Raw genomic sequence first — 17,073 nt, 5'->3', positions numbered from 1 at the left:
TCCCGATATCGACGTCGCCGAGGCCCCTCTTCTTTCCAGTGCGCTTCGCCTCTTTCTTGGCTGGCCTTATCGCGCGCAAGCACATACAATCGCGCCCAACATGGCCCCCGCCTCTTGGTTCTCCGGAACTTACGCGGGGGTTCTTATTTTCCCGGGTCGGGCAGCCAGCGGCGCTCCCAGCAAATCGGGACTCCCATCGCTGACACTGTCAGCTTCCGCTGTGATGTCTGAGCGGGGAATGCCGCCAAGTGGGCTGCCACACGTTGCGGCCACTGACTGCCGGGGCAGACCACCTCCACGAGGTGTCTCACGATTTCGAGATACACGAAGGGCTTGGAGAGCAGGTCTTTTTGGCCAGCGAAGTCCGCGCACCAGTCAGGCGTATGTGCAGAGGGCATCTTCGGTTCCGAAACCATGTTCCGGTTCCACACCCGGCTGTGGTGTGCGACCAGGTTGCGCAGGTAGCTGAGCGCACGCACCCAGCTGCTGAAGGCCTTCCAGTCGGCAATGCCGAAGCGCTTCGCGATCGCTTCCTGATCCGGGACCCGGGTCATGGCCAACAGCTGCGATACCGCGCCGAAGTCCCAGACTTCGATCGCCACCCAGATCGGCAGGTCCGGCCCGTGGCGTTCATGGTAGTGCTTGACGAAGTCCTCTTTGGATCTTGCTACCAGCCCACCATAGCGCCGTTGCCAGGCATCGAATGCCGTTTCCCCATCTCCGCCGAATCGGCGGTCGCGAAACGTGGGGTGGAACGCCCCGGCATGCAGGTGCGCAAACGTATCCGACTTGCCCAGCCGATAGGCCAGCTCCACCCGCAGTGATACTTCGATGCGCTCCAGGGCATCGGACAGGAGCACCCGCAGCCGCCGATCGAACACGTACAGTTCGACTGCGTCGGAAAAGCTGGTGTCCTGTACAAACTCATCGGTGCGCTGCGTCCGGATGGAACCAGTCTCCGCGTCCTGCACGTGCCTGAACACCCGGAACGGATACCAGTAGGCACTCAAGCGGTAGTAGCCCACGCGACGAAGCCAGGTCAGCGCGGAGGCGTCATCCTCGATTCGCATGCCGCGGGAACGCAGCAGCTCCAGCTGCTCCTCAAAGGACTTCCAGGGCCGGTCGTACCGACTGTTGACGGCTGAACTCATCGACTCAGCTTAACTGACCGGAGAAGGCGGCTTGGAGTAGGGATTGGCGAAGATCGGCACTATCGCTGAGCTGAGCTTGGTAAGAGCGACAAAGGGCCTGGGTGTCGGCGAGAACGGCTTCCGACTTCCGGACGATATCGCGTTGCGTTTCCAGGTCAGGCACTAGGAAGCGCAGGGCGCGCAGATCCTTGATGTTGATCTGCATCAGGGCCGCGCCGTAGGTCTTCTCGGCGATCTGGTTGCGGACGAGGCTGGAGCGGAACTGGAAATAGGCGAAGTCGCGCAGCACTCGCGCCGGGTGGAAGCGGATCGGGACAATGCCGCGAGTGACGTTGGCGCCTGCCAGCCCCTTGGATGCCACGGAAACGATGCCCGTGCTTCCCCGGACGCAGAGCAGAAGCTCCCCGCCTTGAAGTGTCGTGCGCGCATAGCCGCGTGCCGCCGCGGGGTCTATGCGCTTCAAGCCAGCGAGGCCAACCTCACGTTGCGTCAGATCGACGGGCCGAACGATGGGCAAGCCATCGTCCACTTCGTCTCCCGGCTGGACGATTCCGTAAGACAGGCCGCAATCGGGATGCACAGCCTCCTGCAGCTCGACCGATGGAGACCGTGCCGCGATGGTGTTGAAGCTCGCATCCAATGCGTCCTGACGCAGCCCCTCCGCTGCCTTCAGGTTTGCTTCGGCGTTCCCGCGGGCGCGGTCGAGGGCGGTGAAGGCCTGATCCAGCGCTGCTACGATGCGCTTCTGTTCGTTCAGCGGCGGGAGCGGAACGGTGAATCGGGCGAGCGCTGCCTTCGTGAAGTGCTGAATGCCGGCACCGCTAAAATGCTCAACCAGAAACCCCGCCCCGTCGCAGTAGTGCAGCCAGTACAACACCCACTTTGCACGATCTGGCTCCTTGAAGCGGACGCGATGCAATGCCTTCTGAAGATGGATCGGCTCTTCGCTGTCCCAGATCGCCGCCCGGCCGGGGTAGCCCCCTTCGCAGATGATTAGGTCCCCTCGCCTGGCCTGATACCGATCGGCCTCGGAATCTTCGAATCTCATCTCCAGCAGATCGGACAGATCGAACTCGAACCATCGTACGTTGAGGTTTCGGAGGTAGGCACGGGGAGTTCCCAAGTTCTTGCTCTTGTCGAGCATCTTTCCCAGACAGTGGTCGGCTATGGAGGCAATGTTGGAGACCTTCCAACCGAGAGGAAGCCGACATCCGAGATGCGAAGCCATTCCACTCACAGCATCTCCCTCACTTTAGCCAGCAGCTTCGCCGTCTCCGCATCCCGTGCCAGCATGTCGTCGATGATTTGTTGGGGGCTGCGCTGTGGCGCGGCCTCCGGCGCATGCGGGTTCTTGACCGATAGGTCGCAGGTGGCTTGATCGACGTCGGCCACCTCCAGCGTCCAGCTCTTCGGGCCGGTGCCCTTGCTCTTCTGCAGGGCGATGAACTCGGCGAGGTCGGCGTCGTTCAGCGGGTTGGTCTTGCCCAAGCTGCGGCCGGGGTCGAGCTGGTAGTACCAGATGCTGCGCGTGGGCGCGCCCTTGTCGAAGAACAGCACCACGGTCTTCACGCCGGCGCCCTGGAAGGTGCCGCCGGGGCAGTCGAGCACGGTGTGGAGGTTGCAGCTGGCGAGCAGCTCGCGGCGCAGTTCGACGCTGGCGTTGTCGGTGTTGCTGAGGAAGGTGTTCTTGATCACCACCGCGCCGCGGCCGCCGGCCTTGAGCTTGCGGATGAAGTGCTGCAGGAACAGGTAGGCCGTCTCCGACGAGCGGATCGGGAAGTTCTGCTGCACCTCGGGCCGCTCGCCGCCGCCGAAGGGCGGGTTGGCCAGCACGATGTCGTGGCGATCCTTCTGCTGGATGTCCATGACGTTTTCGGACAGCGTGTTGGCGTGGCGGATGTTCGGCGCCTCGATGCCGTGCAGGATCATGTTCATCACGCCCAGCACATAGGCCAGCGATTTCTTCTCCTGCCCGTAGAAGGTACGCCGCTGCAGGGTGTCCCAGTCCTTGGCCGAGAGGTCATCGCGGCGCAGGTGTTCCCAGGCCTCGCAGAGAAAGCCGGCGCTGCCGCAAGCCCCGTCGTAAATGGTCTCGCCTATCTGCGGCTGCACCACGGCGATCATGGCGCGGATCAGCGGGCGCGGGGTGTAGTACTCGCCGCCGTTGCGGCCGGCGTTGCCCATGCGCTTGATGCGCGTCTCGTACAGGTCGGACAGCTCGTGCTTGGCCTCGGAGCTGCCGAAGCTGAGCGTGTCGACGATCTGCAGCACGTCGCGCAGGGTGTAGCCGGAGCGGAAGCGGTTGGACACTTCCGAGAAGATCTCGCCGATCTTGTACTCCAGACTGTCGGCTTCGACGCTTGCGTCCTTGTAGGACTTCAGATGCGGGATCAGGCTTGAGTTGACGAAGTCGATCAGGTCGCTGCCGGTCAGGGCATTGGCGTGCAGCTTGCCCACGGCGCTCCTGGGTGCGGCCCAGTCCTGCCAGCGGTAGGGTGACTCCAGCAGGGGCTGGTAGCTGCGGCCTTCCAGCGCGGCTTCATCCGCCCATTCGTGCTCCATGTCGGCCAGGTATTTCAGGAACAGCAGCCACGAGGTTTGTTCGGCGTAGTCCAGCTCGGAGGCCAGGCCCTCGTCATTGCGCATGGCCTTGTCGATCGCGTTGAAGGCCTGTGCGTAGGCATTGCCCTCAGCCTTGCTGCGCCTGGCGGCAGCGGGCTGCGGCGTGCTGGCCGGCCCTTTCCGGGACTTCACCGATGCTCGCGTGGCGAGCGCCACCGAGCCACCCCGACCCCGTCCAGGCACGATGCGACCCGACTCGATCAGCTCGGCCTTCACCCGCTGGTAGGTGCTGTCCGCCCATCCCAAGGTGCTGCTCAGTCGCCCGTTGCCAGCAGATCCGCCCAGGTCCTTGAGGGCGTCGATGAAGCGTTGGGCCTTGGTTTCCGATGCCATCACAATCTCACTCAATTCACTGAATGTATTAAAGGGGGACAGCACCCGAGCTCCAGATCCGGCCTGGACGCTTGGCGTACCTGAGTACCCGCTCAGGCGCACGGCGAGCTGGCCGCACGCCTAACGCTTGGCTCATCCCTCGGGAGGCTTATCGTCGATCCAGGTCATCAGTTCGCCCGGTTGGCACCCGAAGTAGCGGCACAGCTTGTCGACGATCTCCGTGCCGACGTTGGCGCCCGGATGGTTCGCGACCTTCGACAAGGTGGCGCGGTGGATTCCCGTGGCCTGGGCAATTTCCGAAACGGTCACGACCCGCCTTTCATGGAAGGACTTGTCAGCCATGAGTTCTGGGAGCCGGAAGCGAATCATATGAACAATCTCTGAATGCCGGCAATCATAGGCAACGAGTGTAGTTGCAGATCGCCTTTTGGCGTGTAGCGTCAACTGAGAGTGTCGCCTTGACGCGACGCTCGTTGATCGAGCACGACAGGAGCGCAATCCATGGCAACGTACCTCACCACCGAGCAGTTGGCTACACGCATCCACTACGACCCCCGGACCATCCGCAATCGCCTGAAGGACTCCGTCCTGTTGGAGGGCGTGCACTACATCCGCCCGTTCGGAGGTCGCAAGCTGCTTTTCCTCTGGGAGCCGATCCAGCGCGACATCGGATTGGCGTCTGCGACTCCTTCCATGGGCATTCCGATGGCCAACGGCGGTTTCGCCCATGGCTAAGGTCAACGTTCGCGTCAGGGTGGATACTGGAGCCCTCTATCTGGATTTCTTCTATCAAGGCGTCCGATGCCGGGAGCAAACGGCCCTGGGGGACACGCCAGAACACCGCAAGCGACTCCAGTCCCTGGCCAATCGGATCCAGAGGGAGATCGAGCGCGGTAGCTTCGACTATGGGGTGTTCTTCCCGGAAAGTCCGAAGGCGGCGCTGTTCGGCGGCCAGCTGGGGGCCCCGACAAGGGCGGCGTCTGGGGCAGCTCCTGCCCCGCCGCAGGCGTCGGCGGCAGCGCCACCGGAGAGGCAGATGCCTGCGTTCGCGGAGTTCGCCGAGCTCTGGTTTCTCGAGATGTCACCCCAGTGGCGGCGCGTTCACCGGCAGGGGGTCCGCGAGGTGCTGGACAAGAACCTGCTGCCGACCTTCGGCGAACGGCCGCTGCACGGCATTATCAAGGCTGACGTGATGGCGTTCCGGGCGGAGCTGGCGAAGCTACCGGGGCGTGGTGGTGGAACGCTGGGCGCTGCCAGGATCAACAAGATCATGTGCTTCCTGCGGCAGATCCTCAACGAGGCTGCAGATCGCTTCGAGTTCACCCCGGCCTTCCGCGGCATCAAGCCCCTGAAGCAGAAGCGCACCGATGTCGAGCCCTTCACGCTCGAGGAGGTTCGCACGATCCTCGTCACCGTCCGTCCGGACTACAGGGATTACCTGACGGTACGCTTCTTCACCGGCCTGCGCACCGGCGAGGTCAACGGCCTGAAGTGGAAGCATGTGGACCTGGAGCGCAACTTGATCCTGGTCCGGGAGACCGTGGTCAACGGCCACGAAGAGGACGGGGTCAAGACCGACACTTCGTTGCGCGACATCGCCATGCTTCCGATGGTCCGGGAAGCCATGGAGAACCGGCTCCGGAACCGGGACCCTGCCTGTCCCTGGGTGTTTCCCAGCGCCGAAGGCGGCCCGATGGACGCGCACAACTTCAGCAATCGGGTGTGGTATCCCCTGCTGCGCCATCTGGGCTTCGCCCCGCGGCGCCCCTACCAGACCCGCCATACGGCAGCGACGCTGATGCTGGCCGCCGGCGAGAGCCCGGAGTGGATCGCCCAGGTCATGGGGCACTCCACAACGGCCATGCTGTTCAAGGTCTATTCGCGCTTCGTCCCCAACCTCACGCGCCAGGACGGGCAGGCGTTCGCCGGCCTGGTGCACAGCCGGCTGGCAGCTGCGACCGGTACGGCGCCCGTACGTCCCAAGGCCACCCAGGCGCCCGCCGAGACTGCGCCCGTGGATGCCACGGCGGCCTTGGCAGCCCTCAGGGCCCTCTCCCCGGAGCAACTGGCATCGCTGCTCACCCTCGCCCAGCGTGCGCCCTGAGCGTCCACGGAGGACTGCCATGCAAGACCTGTATACCGCTGCCCCGCCGACGCTGAAGTTCCCGGCTGTCGTCGAAGTTCTGCCCGGAAACAACCCGGACCACGGCCAGCGCTGCCGCCTCTATCACTGTGATGGCTGTATCGATGCCTGGACCTGGCTGGATCTGGACCCAGCGACCCCGCCCGGCCTGCATTGGGGCTTCGCCACCACCCTGGACGTGGGGTTGGTGGCCGAGGATGTGCTGCTGCTCAGCTTGCACCAAGGGCAGGACCCGACGCTCAGTGCCCTGCTTCCGGAGTCCCTGTGCCCGATTCCGGGCGTCCTGCGACGCACCACGCGCCTGATCGACGGACTGAGCCACGCCGCGCTGCGCGATTTCCTGACCCGCGCCCTGCTTTGCAGGGATGCCCTGCACGGATACTGGACCAGCCCCGCCTCCCGCCGCGATCACCACGCCTACCCCGGCGGCCTGGCCGAACACTCCCTGGACGTGGCCACCATGGTCGCCACCACTGCCGGGCTGCCCTCGGCAGATCGGGAGCTGGGCATCGCATTTGGCCTGCTTCACGACCTCGGCAAGATCTGGTGCTACACCTGTTCAATGCACAAGCCCTCCGACTCCAGGGACCACGAGGCCCTCGGTCGGCAGCGGCTGCAACCGGCGCTCAGCGTCCTTTGTGCCCGGTCTCCTCGACTGGGCGGACTGATGCGCGAACTGCTGGGCGGCCCCCGGGCACCGCGACCCGGGAGCTATCCGTTGGCCATCGGTCGGGTTGTGCGCTCCTTCGACCAGATGAGTTGTGAGAAAACGCGAACAGCATCAGCTGACCTGAAGGAGGTCGAGGATTGGGACATCCCGTTCCAGTCGACTGGGACCAAAGGACCTCCCGATCCTTATCTCACATGACCTGCCCCTAAGACCCGAACCGCCAGCTCCTTGGAGAGTTCGGGCTTGAATGGTACTTCAGCCACCTGGACTGGAGCGCGGTGTTTGGCAGGGAACCGGGCGGCCGGGTCGCTCGCATCTACTGCGCAGTCCTCGTTGTAATCCCAGTCGATTCAGGCCATCGCCGAAGCGCTTGAGGCCCAGAGCTTGTCACCGGTGGATGGCGAAGTGGTGGAAGGCCGCACTATCGCACGCAGGTCAGTGACCAAGCTGAGCCGGGTATCGGCTCCGGTTAGAACTTTCGCGTTGCGCGCAAATAGAGATCGTCAACCGGCCCGGGGCCGCCAGTTCACTACGGCATCGGCAGCGTCACGGGCTGCATCAACTGCGATCCTTGTAAGCAAGCAACCTGAGTGCATTGAACACAACCAGCAACGTCGAACCTTCATGAATCGCCACTGCCGGCCCGATGCCGAGGCCGAAGATCGTAGCTGGCACAAGAAAGGCGACGATGCCGAGGCTGACAAACACGTTCTGGCGGATCACGCCACGGGTGTGTCGGCTGAGCCCGACCGCGAACGGCAGGTTGCGCAGATCGTCTGCCATCAGCGCAACGTCCGCGGTTTCAAGCGCGACATCGGAGCTGGCCGCACCCATCGCGATTCCGACGGTTGCATTGGCCATCGCCGGGGCGTCGTTGACCCCATCTCCGACCATCGCGACCTTGTCCTGCTCCCTCAGCTTGCGTATCGACTCGACTTTGTCTTCGGGCATCAGGTCGCCCCAGGCCTCATCCAGACCCACATCCCGGGCAATCGCATCAGCGACCTTCTGGTGGTCGCCGGAGATCATGATCATGCGGCGGATACCGAGTTCGCGCAGACGCTGAAGCGCCTCACGAGCCCCGGCGCGTGGCGTGTCGAGCAGACCGATCGCTCCAAGATCCCGGGTGCCGCGCCGCACCACCATCGAGGTGCGGCCCGCTTCGCGCAGTTGCGCGATGGACGCGGCAGCGGACGCGCCGAGCGGCGCAATGCCCTCGGAGCCGAACATTTCCGCCTTGCCGATCCAGACAGTCTCGTCACCAAGCCTGGCGGTCACGCCGCGGCCGATGAGGTTCTGCATGCCACTGGCAGCTGGAATGGCGACGCTGCCCAATCGTTCGCGGCCGTCGCGCGTAATGGCGGCTGCCAAGGGGTGGTCGCTCAGCGACTCGACAGCGACGGCGACCGTCAACAGCTCTTCCTCCGGCACGCCTTCGATCGGCAGGACGTCGGTGATGCGCGGACGGCCTTCGGTCAGGGTGCCTGTCTTGTCGAACGCCATTGCGTTTAGCGACCCGAGTTCCTCCAGTGGCGCGCCGCCCTTGATCAGCACCCCGCCACGTGCCGCTCGGGCAATGCCTGACAGCACCGCGCTTGGTGTCGCAATCGCCAGCGCGCAGGGGCTGGCGGCCACCAGCACCGCCATTGCGCGGTAGAAGCTGTCACGGAACGGCTCGTCGATGACCACCCACGCAAAAAGCAGCAAGAAGGCCAGCGCCAGAACCGCTGGAACAAAGATGCGCTCGAACTTGTCTGTGAAGCGTTGCGTCGGCGACTTGCGCGTTTCGGCTTCGCTGACCATCTTGACGACCCGCGCCAACGCCGAATCGCTCGATCGCCTCGTGACCTCGATCTCGATCGCGCCACTGCCGTTGATCGTGCCGGTGAACACGCGCGACTCGGCATCGATGCTAGCGGGTCGTGCACGAGCGTCTGCAGGATCTCCCACGGGACGCTTGTCCACCGGAATGCTCTCGCCGGTGACGGGTGCTTGATCGACGCTGGTCGTGCCGAGCAGAAGGAACCCATCGGCAGGCAGACGCTCGTTCGGCCTGACCAGTACCACGTCACCGACGGCGAGCTCTTCAACCGGAACCTCACGCACCGTACCATCTCGTCGCACAGTGGCTGTCTGCGGGGCGAGCTCGGCCAGTGCTTCAATGGCGCGCTTGGCGCGTCCCATCGCGTAGTGCTCGAGCGCGTGTCCCAGGCTGAATAGAAACAGCAGCAGCGCACCCTCGGCCCATGAGCCGAGCGCCGCGGCGCCCGCGGCGGCGACCAACATCAGCGAGTCGATTGCGAAACGCTTCAGGCGCAGGTTGTCGATCGCCTCGCGCAACGTGTAGAAGCCACCGAAGACGTAGGCCGCGACGTAGCACGCCAGCGGCGCCCATCCCGGCGCCCCTGGAGCGAGCTTCTCCATGGCGAAGCCGACGACCAGGAAGGCCCCGCATATCAGCGCAAAGATCAGTTCGGTGTTGGGTCCCAGCAGGCCACCATGCGCATGACTCTTTTCGTCCTTGCCGTGTGCATGGCCGTCGCCATCGCGGTGCACATGTTCGGCTTCGCCGTGCTGCTCCCCCTTGCCGCTGGCCGGCACGATTTTCATGCCGGCAAGAACGGCGAGGATGCGCTCCTCGGAAATTTCCGAGCGGTCGAACTCGACATGCATCATGCCGGCGGCGCTGGCTTCGGCCTCCAGGATGCCGGGGAGCGACTTGAGCCGTTCCGCCACGGTGCGCGCACGACGCTCATGACCAATGCCCTCGACTTCCCACAAGGCATGTCCATAACGGTCGCTGATGGCCGCACCAGCCCCTTCTACCAGGTCACGGATGCGCGCGAGCGGCACGGTATCCGGGTCGTAATGAATACACACCTGCGCTGGCGTGCTGCCGACGCCAGCACGTACGTGCACCTCTTGAATGCCGTTGCGTCCCTTCAAGTCGTCGATCAATCGTCCGACGCAGGCATCCGCTTCATCTGGCACTTGCGGCAGCAGGATCTGCAAGTCGATACGCAGCTTTTCGGTCATGGCCATCCTACTTTGAGGTCAAGGCATGGGTTGCTATAGAACTTGCAAGAACGTCTCAATTAGCATTACACCGCTCGGCGAGGTGGCTTGCCACTTGGGTCAGGATGGTCGCTTGGAGCCCGTCGACCGCCGCGCAAACCGATCCGCCTACTCTGGAGCTTGCCTGTCCTCGCGTACGCTCTTCAGGATCTCGATCCCACCCCTGAAAGCGACTACGGCGATCAACGCGCCCGCCACGAGATCCGGCCAGGACGTGCCGAGCCACAGCACAAGTCCACCTGCGACGATGACGCCGGCATTGGAGATGAAGTCGTTCAAGCTGAAGGTCTCCGCGGCCTTCAGGTTGATGTCGTCGGAACGAATGCGCCGCAGCAGGATGAGGCACCACATGTTGATGGCAGCCGCCAGCAGTGCGAGCACCATCATCACTGGGCCCAGTGGTTCCGCCCCATAAAGCCATCGCCTGACGACGTCCGCCATGACGGCAGCAGCGAACAGCAGCAGCATGACGCCCGACACCGACGCCGCCCCACGTTTCCACGCGGAACGACGGTCGAGGGCGATATAGCTCAGCAGATACACGGCTGCATCCGACCCGTTGTCGACGGCGTTCGCGAGCAGTGCGCTGGAGTCGGCCATCCAACCGGCCACGCCCAACCCGGCGAACAGGCCGAGGTTCCACAACAGGACCTGTCGCAAGATGCGCTTATGCGAGGCGACTTCGGCCGTCATGTCGCATGCCGCCGGTGGCGATGCTGCTTCAAGGCCCGCGCAGCGAAGGTGGGCAGCACCAGCAAGGTCAGCGCTGTGGCCGTGATTAGACCGCCGATGACGACGGTTGCCAGTGGCTTCTGCACTTCCGCACCGGATCCCGTTGCGATGGCCATCGGGATGAAGCCCACGATTGCCACCAGCGCCGTTGTCAGCACCGCACGCAGGCGACTTGCCGCGCCGGCGGCGGCAGCCTCCAGCGGCGAATCGCCGGCGGTCAGGTGCTCGCGAATCGCCTGCATCATCACCAACCCATTTAGCGTGGCTACGCCCGACACGGCAATGAAGCCCACGGCTGCTGAAACCGAGAAGGGCATGCCACGCAGGAGCAACGCCAATGCACCACCTACCAGCGCCAATGGCACGCAGAGGAATACCAATGCGGCTTCTCGGATCGTGCCCAGTGCCATGTACAGAAGGCTTCCGATCAGCAGGAACACGACCGGAACCACCATCATCAACCGCGCCTCTGCGCGCTGAAGGTTCTCGAACTGTCCACCCCAGGTCAGGTACACGCCAGCTGGAAGCGATACGTCGGCTACCGCAGCCTGCGCCTCCTGAACGAAGCCGCCCAGGTCGCGGCCACGGACGTTGGCCTGCACCACGATCCGCCGGCTGCCGTTGTTGCGGCTGATCTGGTTGGGGCCTTCGCTGACCTCGATTCGTGCGACCGACGACAGCGGCACCACCGTGCCGTCCGGCGCAACGATGGGCAGCGCAGCGAGCTGCGCCGGATCGTTGCGTGTTTCCTCGTCGAACCGGATCACCACGTCGAAGCGACGATCGCCTTCGAAGATCTTGCCCGCTGAGGCGCCGCCGACCCCGGTCGCGAGCGCTTCGCTGACGTCAGCGGCGGTGAGGCCGTACTGCGCGGCGGCGGCGTGGTCGACGCGCACCGTAAGCGTCGGCAATCCGGAGACCTGCTCCACGCGGACGTCGGCTGCACCTTCCACTGCGCGCAGCTTGAGCGCAACCTGGTCCGCGGTTCTCTGCATGGTGTCGAAGTCGTCCCCGAAGACCATGACCGCCAGGTCGGTGCGCACGCCGGAGATCAGCTCGTTGAATCGCAGCTCGATGGGCTGGCTGAATTCGAAAGCGTTGCCGATCTGGTTGCCGACCACGGTTTCGAGCCGACTGATCAACTCGTCCTTGCCCAGTGACCCGTCAGGCCACTCGGAGCGCGGCTTGAGCACGATAACGCTGTCAGAGATGTTGGTCGGCATCGGATCGATGGCGGCTTCGGCGGTACCGGTACGAGAGAACACCGTTTCTACTTCCGGCTCGGCCGTTATCGCCTTCTCCAGCTCGAGCTGCATCGTCAGCGATTGTTCCAGCGAAGCGGAGGGAACCCGCAAGGCCTGCATCGCGAGGTTGCCTTCGTCGAGCGTCGGCATGAACTCCCGGCCTAGCGAGAGGAACGCCGTCAGGCCGATCGCAAGCATGAGGACGGCACCGGCTAGAACGGTACGTGGCCGCGTCACCGCGATACGGATCACCGGCTCAACCTTGCTGCGCACGAAACGGATGATGCGGGTTTCGTGTTCGCCGCTGTGACCGCCGTCAACTCCCTGATCTGATGCGTGCCCAGGCTGGGTCTTGGGTTCGCGCACGAACAGTGCAGCCATCGCCGGCACGAATGTGAAGGAGAAGATGAACGCACCGATGAGTGCGAGCATGAAGGTCGCTGCCATCGGCTGGAACGTTTTGCCCTCGACACCCTCCAGCGTCAGGATGGGCGCGAACACCAGCAGGATGATCAGCTGACCGAACGCGGCAGGCCGCACCATCTTGCGCGCCGCCTGGATCGCCACGCCAAGACGCTCGCCCGTAGACAGTGCGCGACCCAGTTCGGCCTGCTTCTGGCCAAGCATGAGCAGAGTGGCTTCGATCACGATCACCGCGCCATCGACGAGGATGCCGAAATCGAGCGCGCCCAGGCTCATCAGGTTGCCGCTGATCCCGAAGCGGTTCATGCCGATGACCGCAAACAGGAACGACAACGGGATCACCAGCGCTGTGACGGCCGCCGCACGGAAGTTGCCCAGCAGCAGGAACAGCACGGCAATCACCAGCAACGCGCCCTCGGTCAGGTTCTTGGCGATCGTCTTGACCGTCGAATTCACCAGCACGCTGCGATCGAGCACGGGTTCGGCCACGATGCTGGGCGGCAAGGAACGATTGACCTCGGCGAGACGTTCGGCCGCGGACTGCGCCACGGTGCGGCTGTTGCCCCCGGCAATCATCAACGCCGTTCCAAGCACGGCTTCGTGACCATCGCGCGTGGCAGCGCCCAGACGCGGTGCCTGCCCCAGACCAACGCTCGCCACGTCCGCGACGCGGATAACGAGGCCGTCGCGATTGGCGACCGGCGCCTGTGCCAGATCGTCGACGGTTTGCGCCAGGGCGTCGGCCCGGACGATCAGGCCTTCGCCAGCACGTTGGATGAATCCGGCGCCCGCCTGGACGTTGGAGCGTTCCAAGGCCACCACGAGGTCACCCAAGCCCAGGCCGTAGGCGGCCAACCGTTCGGCGTTCGGGCGGATCGCATACTCCTTGACGTAGCCGCCGATCGTGTCGACACCCGCGAGTCCCGGGGCAGAGCGCATCTGCGGTGCGACGATCCAATCCTGCACGGTGCGAAGGTAGGTGGCACGCGCCTCCGGCGTCCTCAGCCTATCGCCTTCGGGCGTCAGATAGACGCCCTCGGCCTGCCAACCAGGCTCATTCGGTGGAACGACGCTCTCCGGATCGAACGGCGTGAAGTCCACCGTCCACATCAGCACCTCGCCAAGACCCGTGGTCACGGGCGACATCATCGGCGTCACTGCTTCGGGCAAGTCCTCTTGTACTTCCCGCATGCGTTCCGCCACTTGCTGGCGCGCGAAATAGATGTCGGTCTGGTCGGTGAAGATCGCGGTGACCTGGGAGAATCCGTTACGGGAGATCGAGCGGGTACTGGTCAGCCCCGGGATACCGGCCAAGGCCGTTTCAAGGGGGTACGTCACCTGGCGCTCGATCTGTCCGGGCGCAAGAGCCGGCGCGATCGTGTTGATCTGAACCTGGCGATTGGTGATGTCCGGAACCGCGTCAACGGGAAGCGTGCTGAGCTGGAACAGGCCGTAGGCCGCGATGACAGCCGCGACGAAGACAACGGCCCATCGGTAGCGGACGGCCGTTTCAATGATGATCTTGAACATGTGGGGTCCTCAGTGACCGTGCTCGGCTTCGCCCTTGGCGAGCTCGGCTTTGAGCAGAAATGCATTCTTTCCGGCGATGCGTTCATGGCCAGACAGTCCGTTGAGGATCTCGATGTGCCCGCCCGCCCGCCGGCCTGCCAGCACCGGCAGTGCACGAAAGCCCGTGTCGCCTGCCACGAACACCACCGAACGCCCGTCAACGTTTTGCACGGCATCGACAGGCACGGTCAGGCTGTTGCCGCCTTCATCGGAGACGATCACGCCGGCGACCGCGGACCCTGCAGGTGGCAATGGACCGGATTCGGGCCGCGCACGGATGATCGCCATGCCCCCCTGTTCGCGTACATCGGCTGCGACACCCAGCACGATGGCGGCGAAGTTTCCGCTCGGGGCAATGACCTCGACCCGCGCTCCGGGAGCGATCTGCGCCGCGAGCGCCGGTGGCGCCGAAAAGACCAGCTCAGTCTGCGATGGATCGGAGACGTTCGCGATGATATCGCCGGCACTCACAAAGCCACCCGGAGCCACCTGTACTGCCCCCACAACGCCCGGGACAGGGCTGGTGATCGTCACGCGCCCGCCCGCATCGGGCGTCCCTGCAGCACGCGCCTGCGCGGTCGCCGCACGGGCACCCGCGTCAGCAGCAAGCGACCGTGCGCGGGAGGTTTCGAGCTCCTGGCGCGCAACGACGCCCTGGGTCACCAGCGACCGGTCGCGCTGATACACCAGCCTTGCCGCCTCCGCCTCCGCACGTGCGGCATCGGCGTTGGCGCGCATCGTTGCCGCCTCGCCGCTGACTACCACTGCAAGGGGATCGCCCGCGCGTACGCGCGTCCCCGGCGCCACGATGACGCGCTCGACGCGACCGCTTATCGACGCTGCGACAGTGGCGCGTGCCCCGATGGCAGGCTCCACGCGGCCACTCAGCCTGGTTTCCTCACCACCGCCACGGCCCACCGCTACGACATTGATACCCGAAGCTTCGATCTGCTGCGGCGTCAAGGCAACGAGACCCTCCTCGTTCTCGGCCTCTCCAGCGTCATGGCCTTGCTGTTCCGTTTCATCATGGCCGTCTTTCGCGCCATGATCTGTATGGCTTTCCCGCTCCTGATCGTCCCCCTGCGACGCATGACCGTCGTCATCAGAGTGGCCCGCGCTGGGGGTTTTCGTCCCCGATCCAATCGGGAGCTTCGCAAGGCCGAAACCAAGCACGAGGGCCGCGAGAAGTGCAGCGGCAAGGATCAGTTGATTCTTAGTAGTGATTTTCATTGTGCTTCCCGGAACGGAACGCGGCCTTCCAGGCCCGCCAGGTCGATTTCTGCAAGAACGCGCGCGATACGTGCGTCGACGGCGGCAGCTCGCGATGCATTCAATGCCGCGCGCGTGCTGCGAAGTTCCAGCAACGAGATGCGGCCGGCGTCGAATCCGATTCGGGCCAGCCGGTAGGCCTCCCCGGCCGCAGCGACGCGGCTATCCGCGGCTTGCGCACGCATGTTGGAGGCAGACAGCGTTGCTTCTGCCGCAAGTCGCGCAGCCTTGACCTCTTGTTGTTGCGCAACAAGACGCGCCTCCGCAGCGCGTTGATCCGCGTAGGCGGCGCTGATACCACCCCGGTTGCGATCAAACAACGGCAGCGACACGTTCAATCCAATAATCAAGGCCTCATCTCCCGTCTCACGGAAGCGACGCGCGCCAATCGTCGCGTTGACGGCGGGACGCGCGCGCCGCTGTTCAACTGTGATGCGGCGATTGGCCGTTTCATACTCGGCTTGTGCGATACGAACGGCCAACGGGACATCGGTATGGAGCGCATTCGCCGGGGGCGTGCGATCCAGAAGGCTGTCGCCGATCGCCTGCACCGGCTCGTCAAGCATTGCGACTGCAGCCAGACGCGCGAAGGCCGCATCGCGCATCGCCTGCATCTGGCCCAAGGTCGCGCGTGCGGCTTCGGCTTCGCTGTCGGCTTGGACACCACGCAGCGTAGCCTCGCGTCCTTCCTTGACCAGCAGGCCAACCGCACGCGCATCTTGTTCGGCCAGCGACAGGGTTTCTGCTGCAAGTTCATAGCGACGCGCGGCGGCCTCGGCCTCTGCATACACCAGTGCCAAGCGGCCAGCGGCCTGCCAAAGCATCTGTTCACTCCGCAATCCGACCGCGTTGGCCTCGGCGCGGGCGGCGTTGATCCGGGCGCCACGCTGACCAAACAGCTCAAGTGGCTGGCTGATCGACACGGTGGTATCGGCATTTCCGAGACCGGTGTACGGGCCGGTGCCGTAGACGTTCTCGGCTTCCAGCCCGATGGTCGGATTGGGGAGCGCACGGGCTTGCTGGGCGCGCGCATTGGCGGCGTCGGATAGAGCTTCGGCTTCCATCGCGGAAGGCGTCTGCTCGAGCCTCGCGATCAGGGACTCGTAAGAGGGCGCGGTCTGATTCGGTGGCGACGCCATGGACGGCGTTGTGCACACCAAGACAGCCACAGCCAGACCAACCGCTGCAAGCGGTCGACCAAGCAACTTATGCATTGGGAACTCCTGGATCGATCAAATGACGTGGGATGCCCGCAAGCGCGGGCCCAGCACGTCAGATCCTGGGAGGCTTAATCGGTCCGTCGGAGACGAACGATCGACGAACATGATCCTGGAAGGCCAGGACAGCTCTGTTCGGTCGAATATTCAGACCCAAGGCTTCGTCCGAAGGAACGCTTGCCGTGGTGTGATGACAATGGTTATGGGCACACACGCCATGCGAGCGCTCGGAGTCACCCCTCTCATCGGGCGAGTCTGCGTCTTCGTCAGTGACCAATTCGGTCGAGTGGCCTGCTACCGGCTCCAGCGCACAGGCGAACGCATCGAGCACGGGGACCATCAGCATGACTGCAATCAGCAGCATGGCGACGCTCCGACGCAATTTGTTCAGCGGACGATGCATCGGCGGATTATGGGGCGGCTTTTGTTGGGGATACAATAACAATCGCACGTCCTCAGGCGATGCTGAACACGCGAGTGACCGTGTTCGGCGGAGATCCGTGACCCGACCGACGGGCGCCATGGTTGCCGAAGGCACCTGCAGATCGTTGGTCGAGCCACAGGTCTGGCGAACCAAACCTCGAAGCGCGAAGCCCCTATGAACCGCCCCGGGAATCCCGGAGGG

13 protein-coding genes are annotated in these 17,073 nt (G+C 64.3%); 3 read left to right on the top strand and 10 right to left on the bottom strand.

Annotated features, from left to right (window positions below):
* Positions 1-143 precede the first annotated feature (143 nt).
* The 4 genes from KF823_14540 to KF823_14525 form a co-directional block, all read right to left on the bottom strand.
* The gene (locus KF823_14540; protein MBX3727125.1) at positions 144-1,151 is read right to left on the bottom strand and encodes an Abi family protein; all 1,008 of its coding nucleotides are present in this window, start codon (positions 1,149-1,151) and stop codon (positions 144-146) included.
* A 4-nt stretch (positions 1,152-1,155) separates the two neighbouring features.
* Positions 1,156-2,295, bottom strand: a complete 1,140-nt coding sequence (locus KF823_14535) for a restriction endonuclease subunit S (GenBank protein ID MBX3727124.1) — start codon at positions 2,293-2,295, stop codon at positions 1,156-1,158.
* Positions 2,296-2,384: 89 nt separating this feature from the next.
* Positions 2,385-3,797 carry an N-6 DNA methylase gene (locus KF823_14530; GenBank protein ID MBX3727123.1) on the bottom strand — a complete coding sequence of 471 codons (1,413 nt, stop codon included), beginning with the start codon at positions 3,795-3,797 and terminating at the stop codon, positions 2,385-2,387.
* A 441-nt stretch (positions 3,798-4,238) separates the two neighbouring features.
* Entirely contained in the window at positions 4,239-4,475 is a 237-nt protein-coding gene (locus KF823_14525; protein MBX3727122.1) for a helix-turn-helix transcriptional regulator, read from the bottom strand.
* Positions 4,476-4,607: 132 nt separating this feature from the next.
* On the opposite strand from KF823_14525, the gene KF823_14520 reads away from it, so the two are divergent.
* From KF823_14520 to KF823_14510, 3 genes are read left to right on the top strand one after another with little or no spacing between them, the layout of a single operon-like run.
* Positions 4,608-4,841: a hypothetical protein gene (locus KF823_14520; GenBank protein MBX3727121.1), complete on the top strand. Its 234-nt coding sequence runs from the start codon at positions 4,608-4,610 to the stop codon at positions 4,839-4,841.
* Positions 4,834-6,210: a site-specific integrase gene (locus tag KF823_14515; protein MBX3727120.1), complete on the top strand. Its 1,377-nt coding sequence runs from the start codon at positions 4,834-4,836 to the stop codon at positions 6,208-6,210. The genes KF823_14520 and KF823_14515 overlap by 8 nt, the downstream gene beginning before the upstream one ends.
* 19 nt (positions 6,211-6,229) lie before the next feature.
* Positions 6,230-7,117, top strand: coding sequence for a hypothetical protein (locus KF823_14510; GenBank protein MBX3727119.1), 888 nt, complete (start codon positions 6,230-6,232; stop codon positions 7,115-7,117).
* A gap of 360 nt (positions 7,118-7,477) precedes the next feature.
* Here the strand turns inward: KF823_14510 and KF823_14505 are convergent, their stop codons facing one another.
* From KF823_14505 to KF823_14480, 6 genes are all read right to left on the bottom strand, one after another.
* Complete coding sequence (locus KF823_14505; protein ID MBX3727118.1) at positions 7,478-9,955, bottom strand: heavy metal translocating P-type ATPase; 2,478 nt, start codon at positions 9,953-9,955, stop codon at positions 7,478-7,480.
* Positions 9,956-10,102: 147 nt separating this feature from the next.
* Entirely contained in the window at positions 10,103-10,687 is a 585-nt protein-coding gene (locus KF823_14500; protein MBX3727117.1) for a cation transporter, read from the bottom strand.
* A complete protein-coding gene (locus KF823_14495; GenBank protein ID MBX3727116.1) occupies positions 10,684-13,923 on the bottom strand; it encodes a CusA/CzcA family heavy metal efflux RND transporter in 3,240 nt (1,079 codons plus the stop codon). Before KF823_14495 ends, KF823_14500 begins: the two co-directional genes overlap by 4 nt.
* A 9-nt stretch (positions 13,924-13,932) precedes the next feature.
* Complete coding sequence (locus tag KF823_14490; GenBank protein MBX3727115.1) at positions 13,933-15,192, bottom strand: efflux RND transporter periplasmic adaptor subunit; 1,260 nt, start codon at positions 15,190-15,192, stop codon at positions 13,933-13,935.
* Positions 15,189-16,445 carry a TolC family protein gene (locus KF823_14485; protein ID MBX3727114.1) on the bottom strand — a complete coding sequence of 419 codons (1,257 nt, stop codon included), beginning with the start codon at positions 16,443-16,445 and terminating at the stop codon, positions 15,189-15,191. The genes KF823_14490 and KF823_14485 overlap by 4 nt, the downstream gene beginning before the upstream one ends.
* Before the next feature lie 58 nt (positions 16,446-16,503).
* Complete coding sequence (locus KF823_14480; protein MBX3727113.1) at positions 16,504-16,851, bottom strand: hypothetical protein; 348 nt, start codon at positions 16,849-16,851, stop codon at positions 16,504-16,506.
* Positions 16,852-17,073 lie beyond the last annotated feature (222 nt).

The organism is Lysobacterales bacterium (assembly GCA_019634735.1).
Taxonomy (GTDB): domain Bacteria; phylum Pseudomonadota; class Gammaproteobacteria; order Xanthomonadales; family UBA2363; genus Pseudofulvimonas.
The sequence above is the reverse complement of the archived record's forward strand: the minus strand, read 5'-3'. Positions and strand labels throughout refer to the sequence as shown.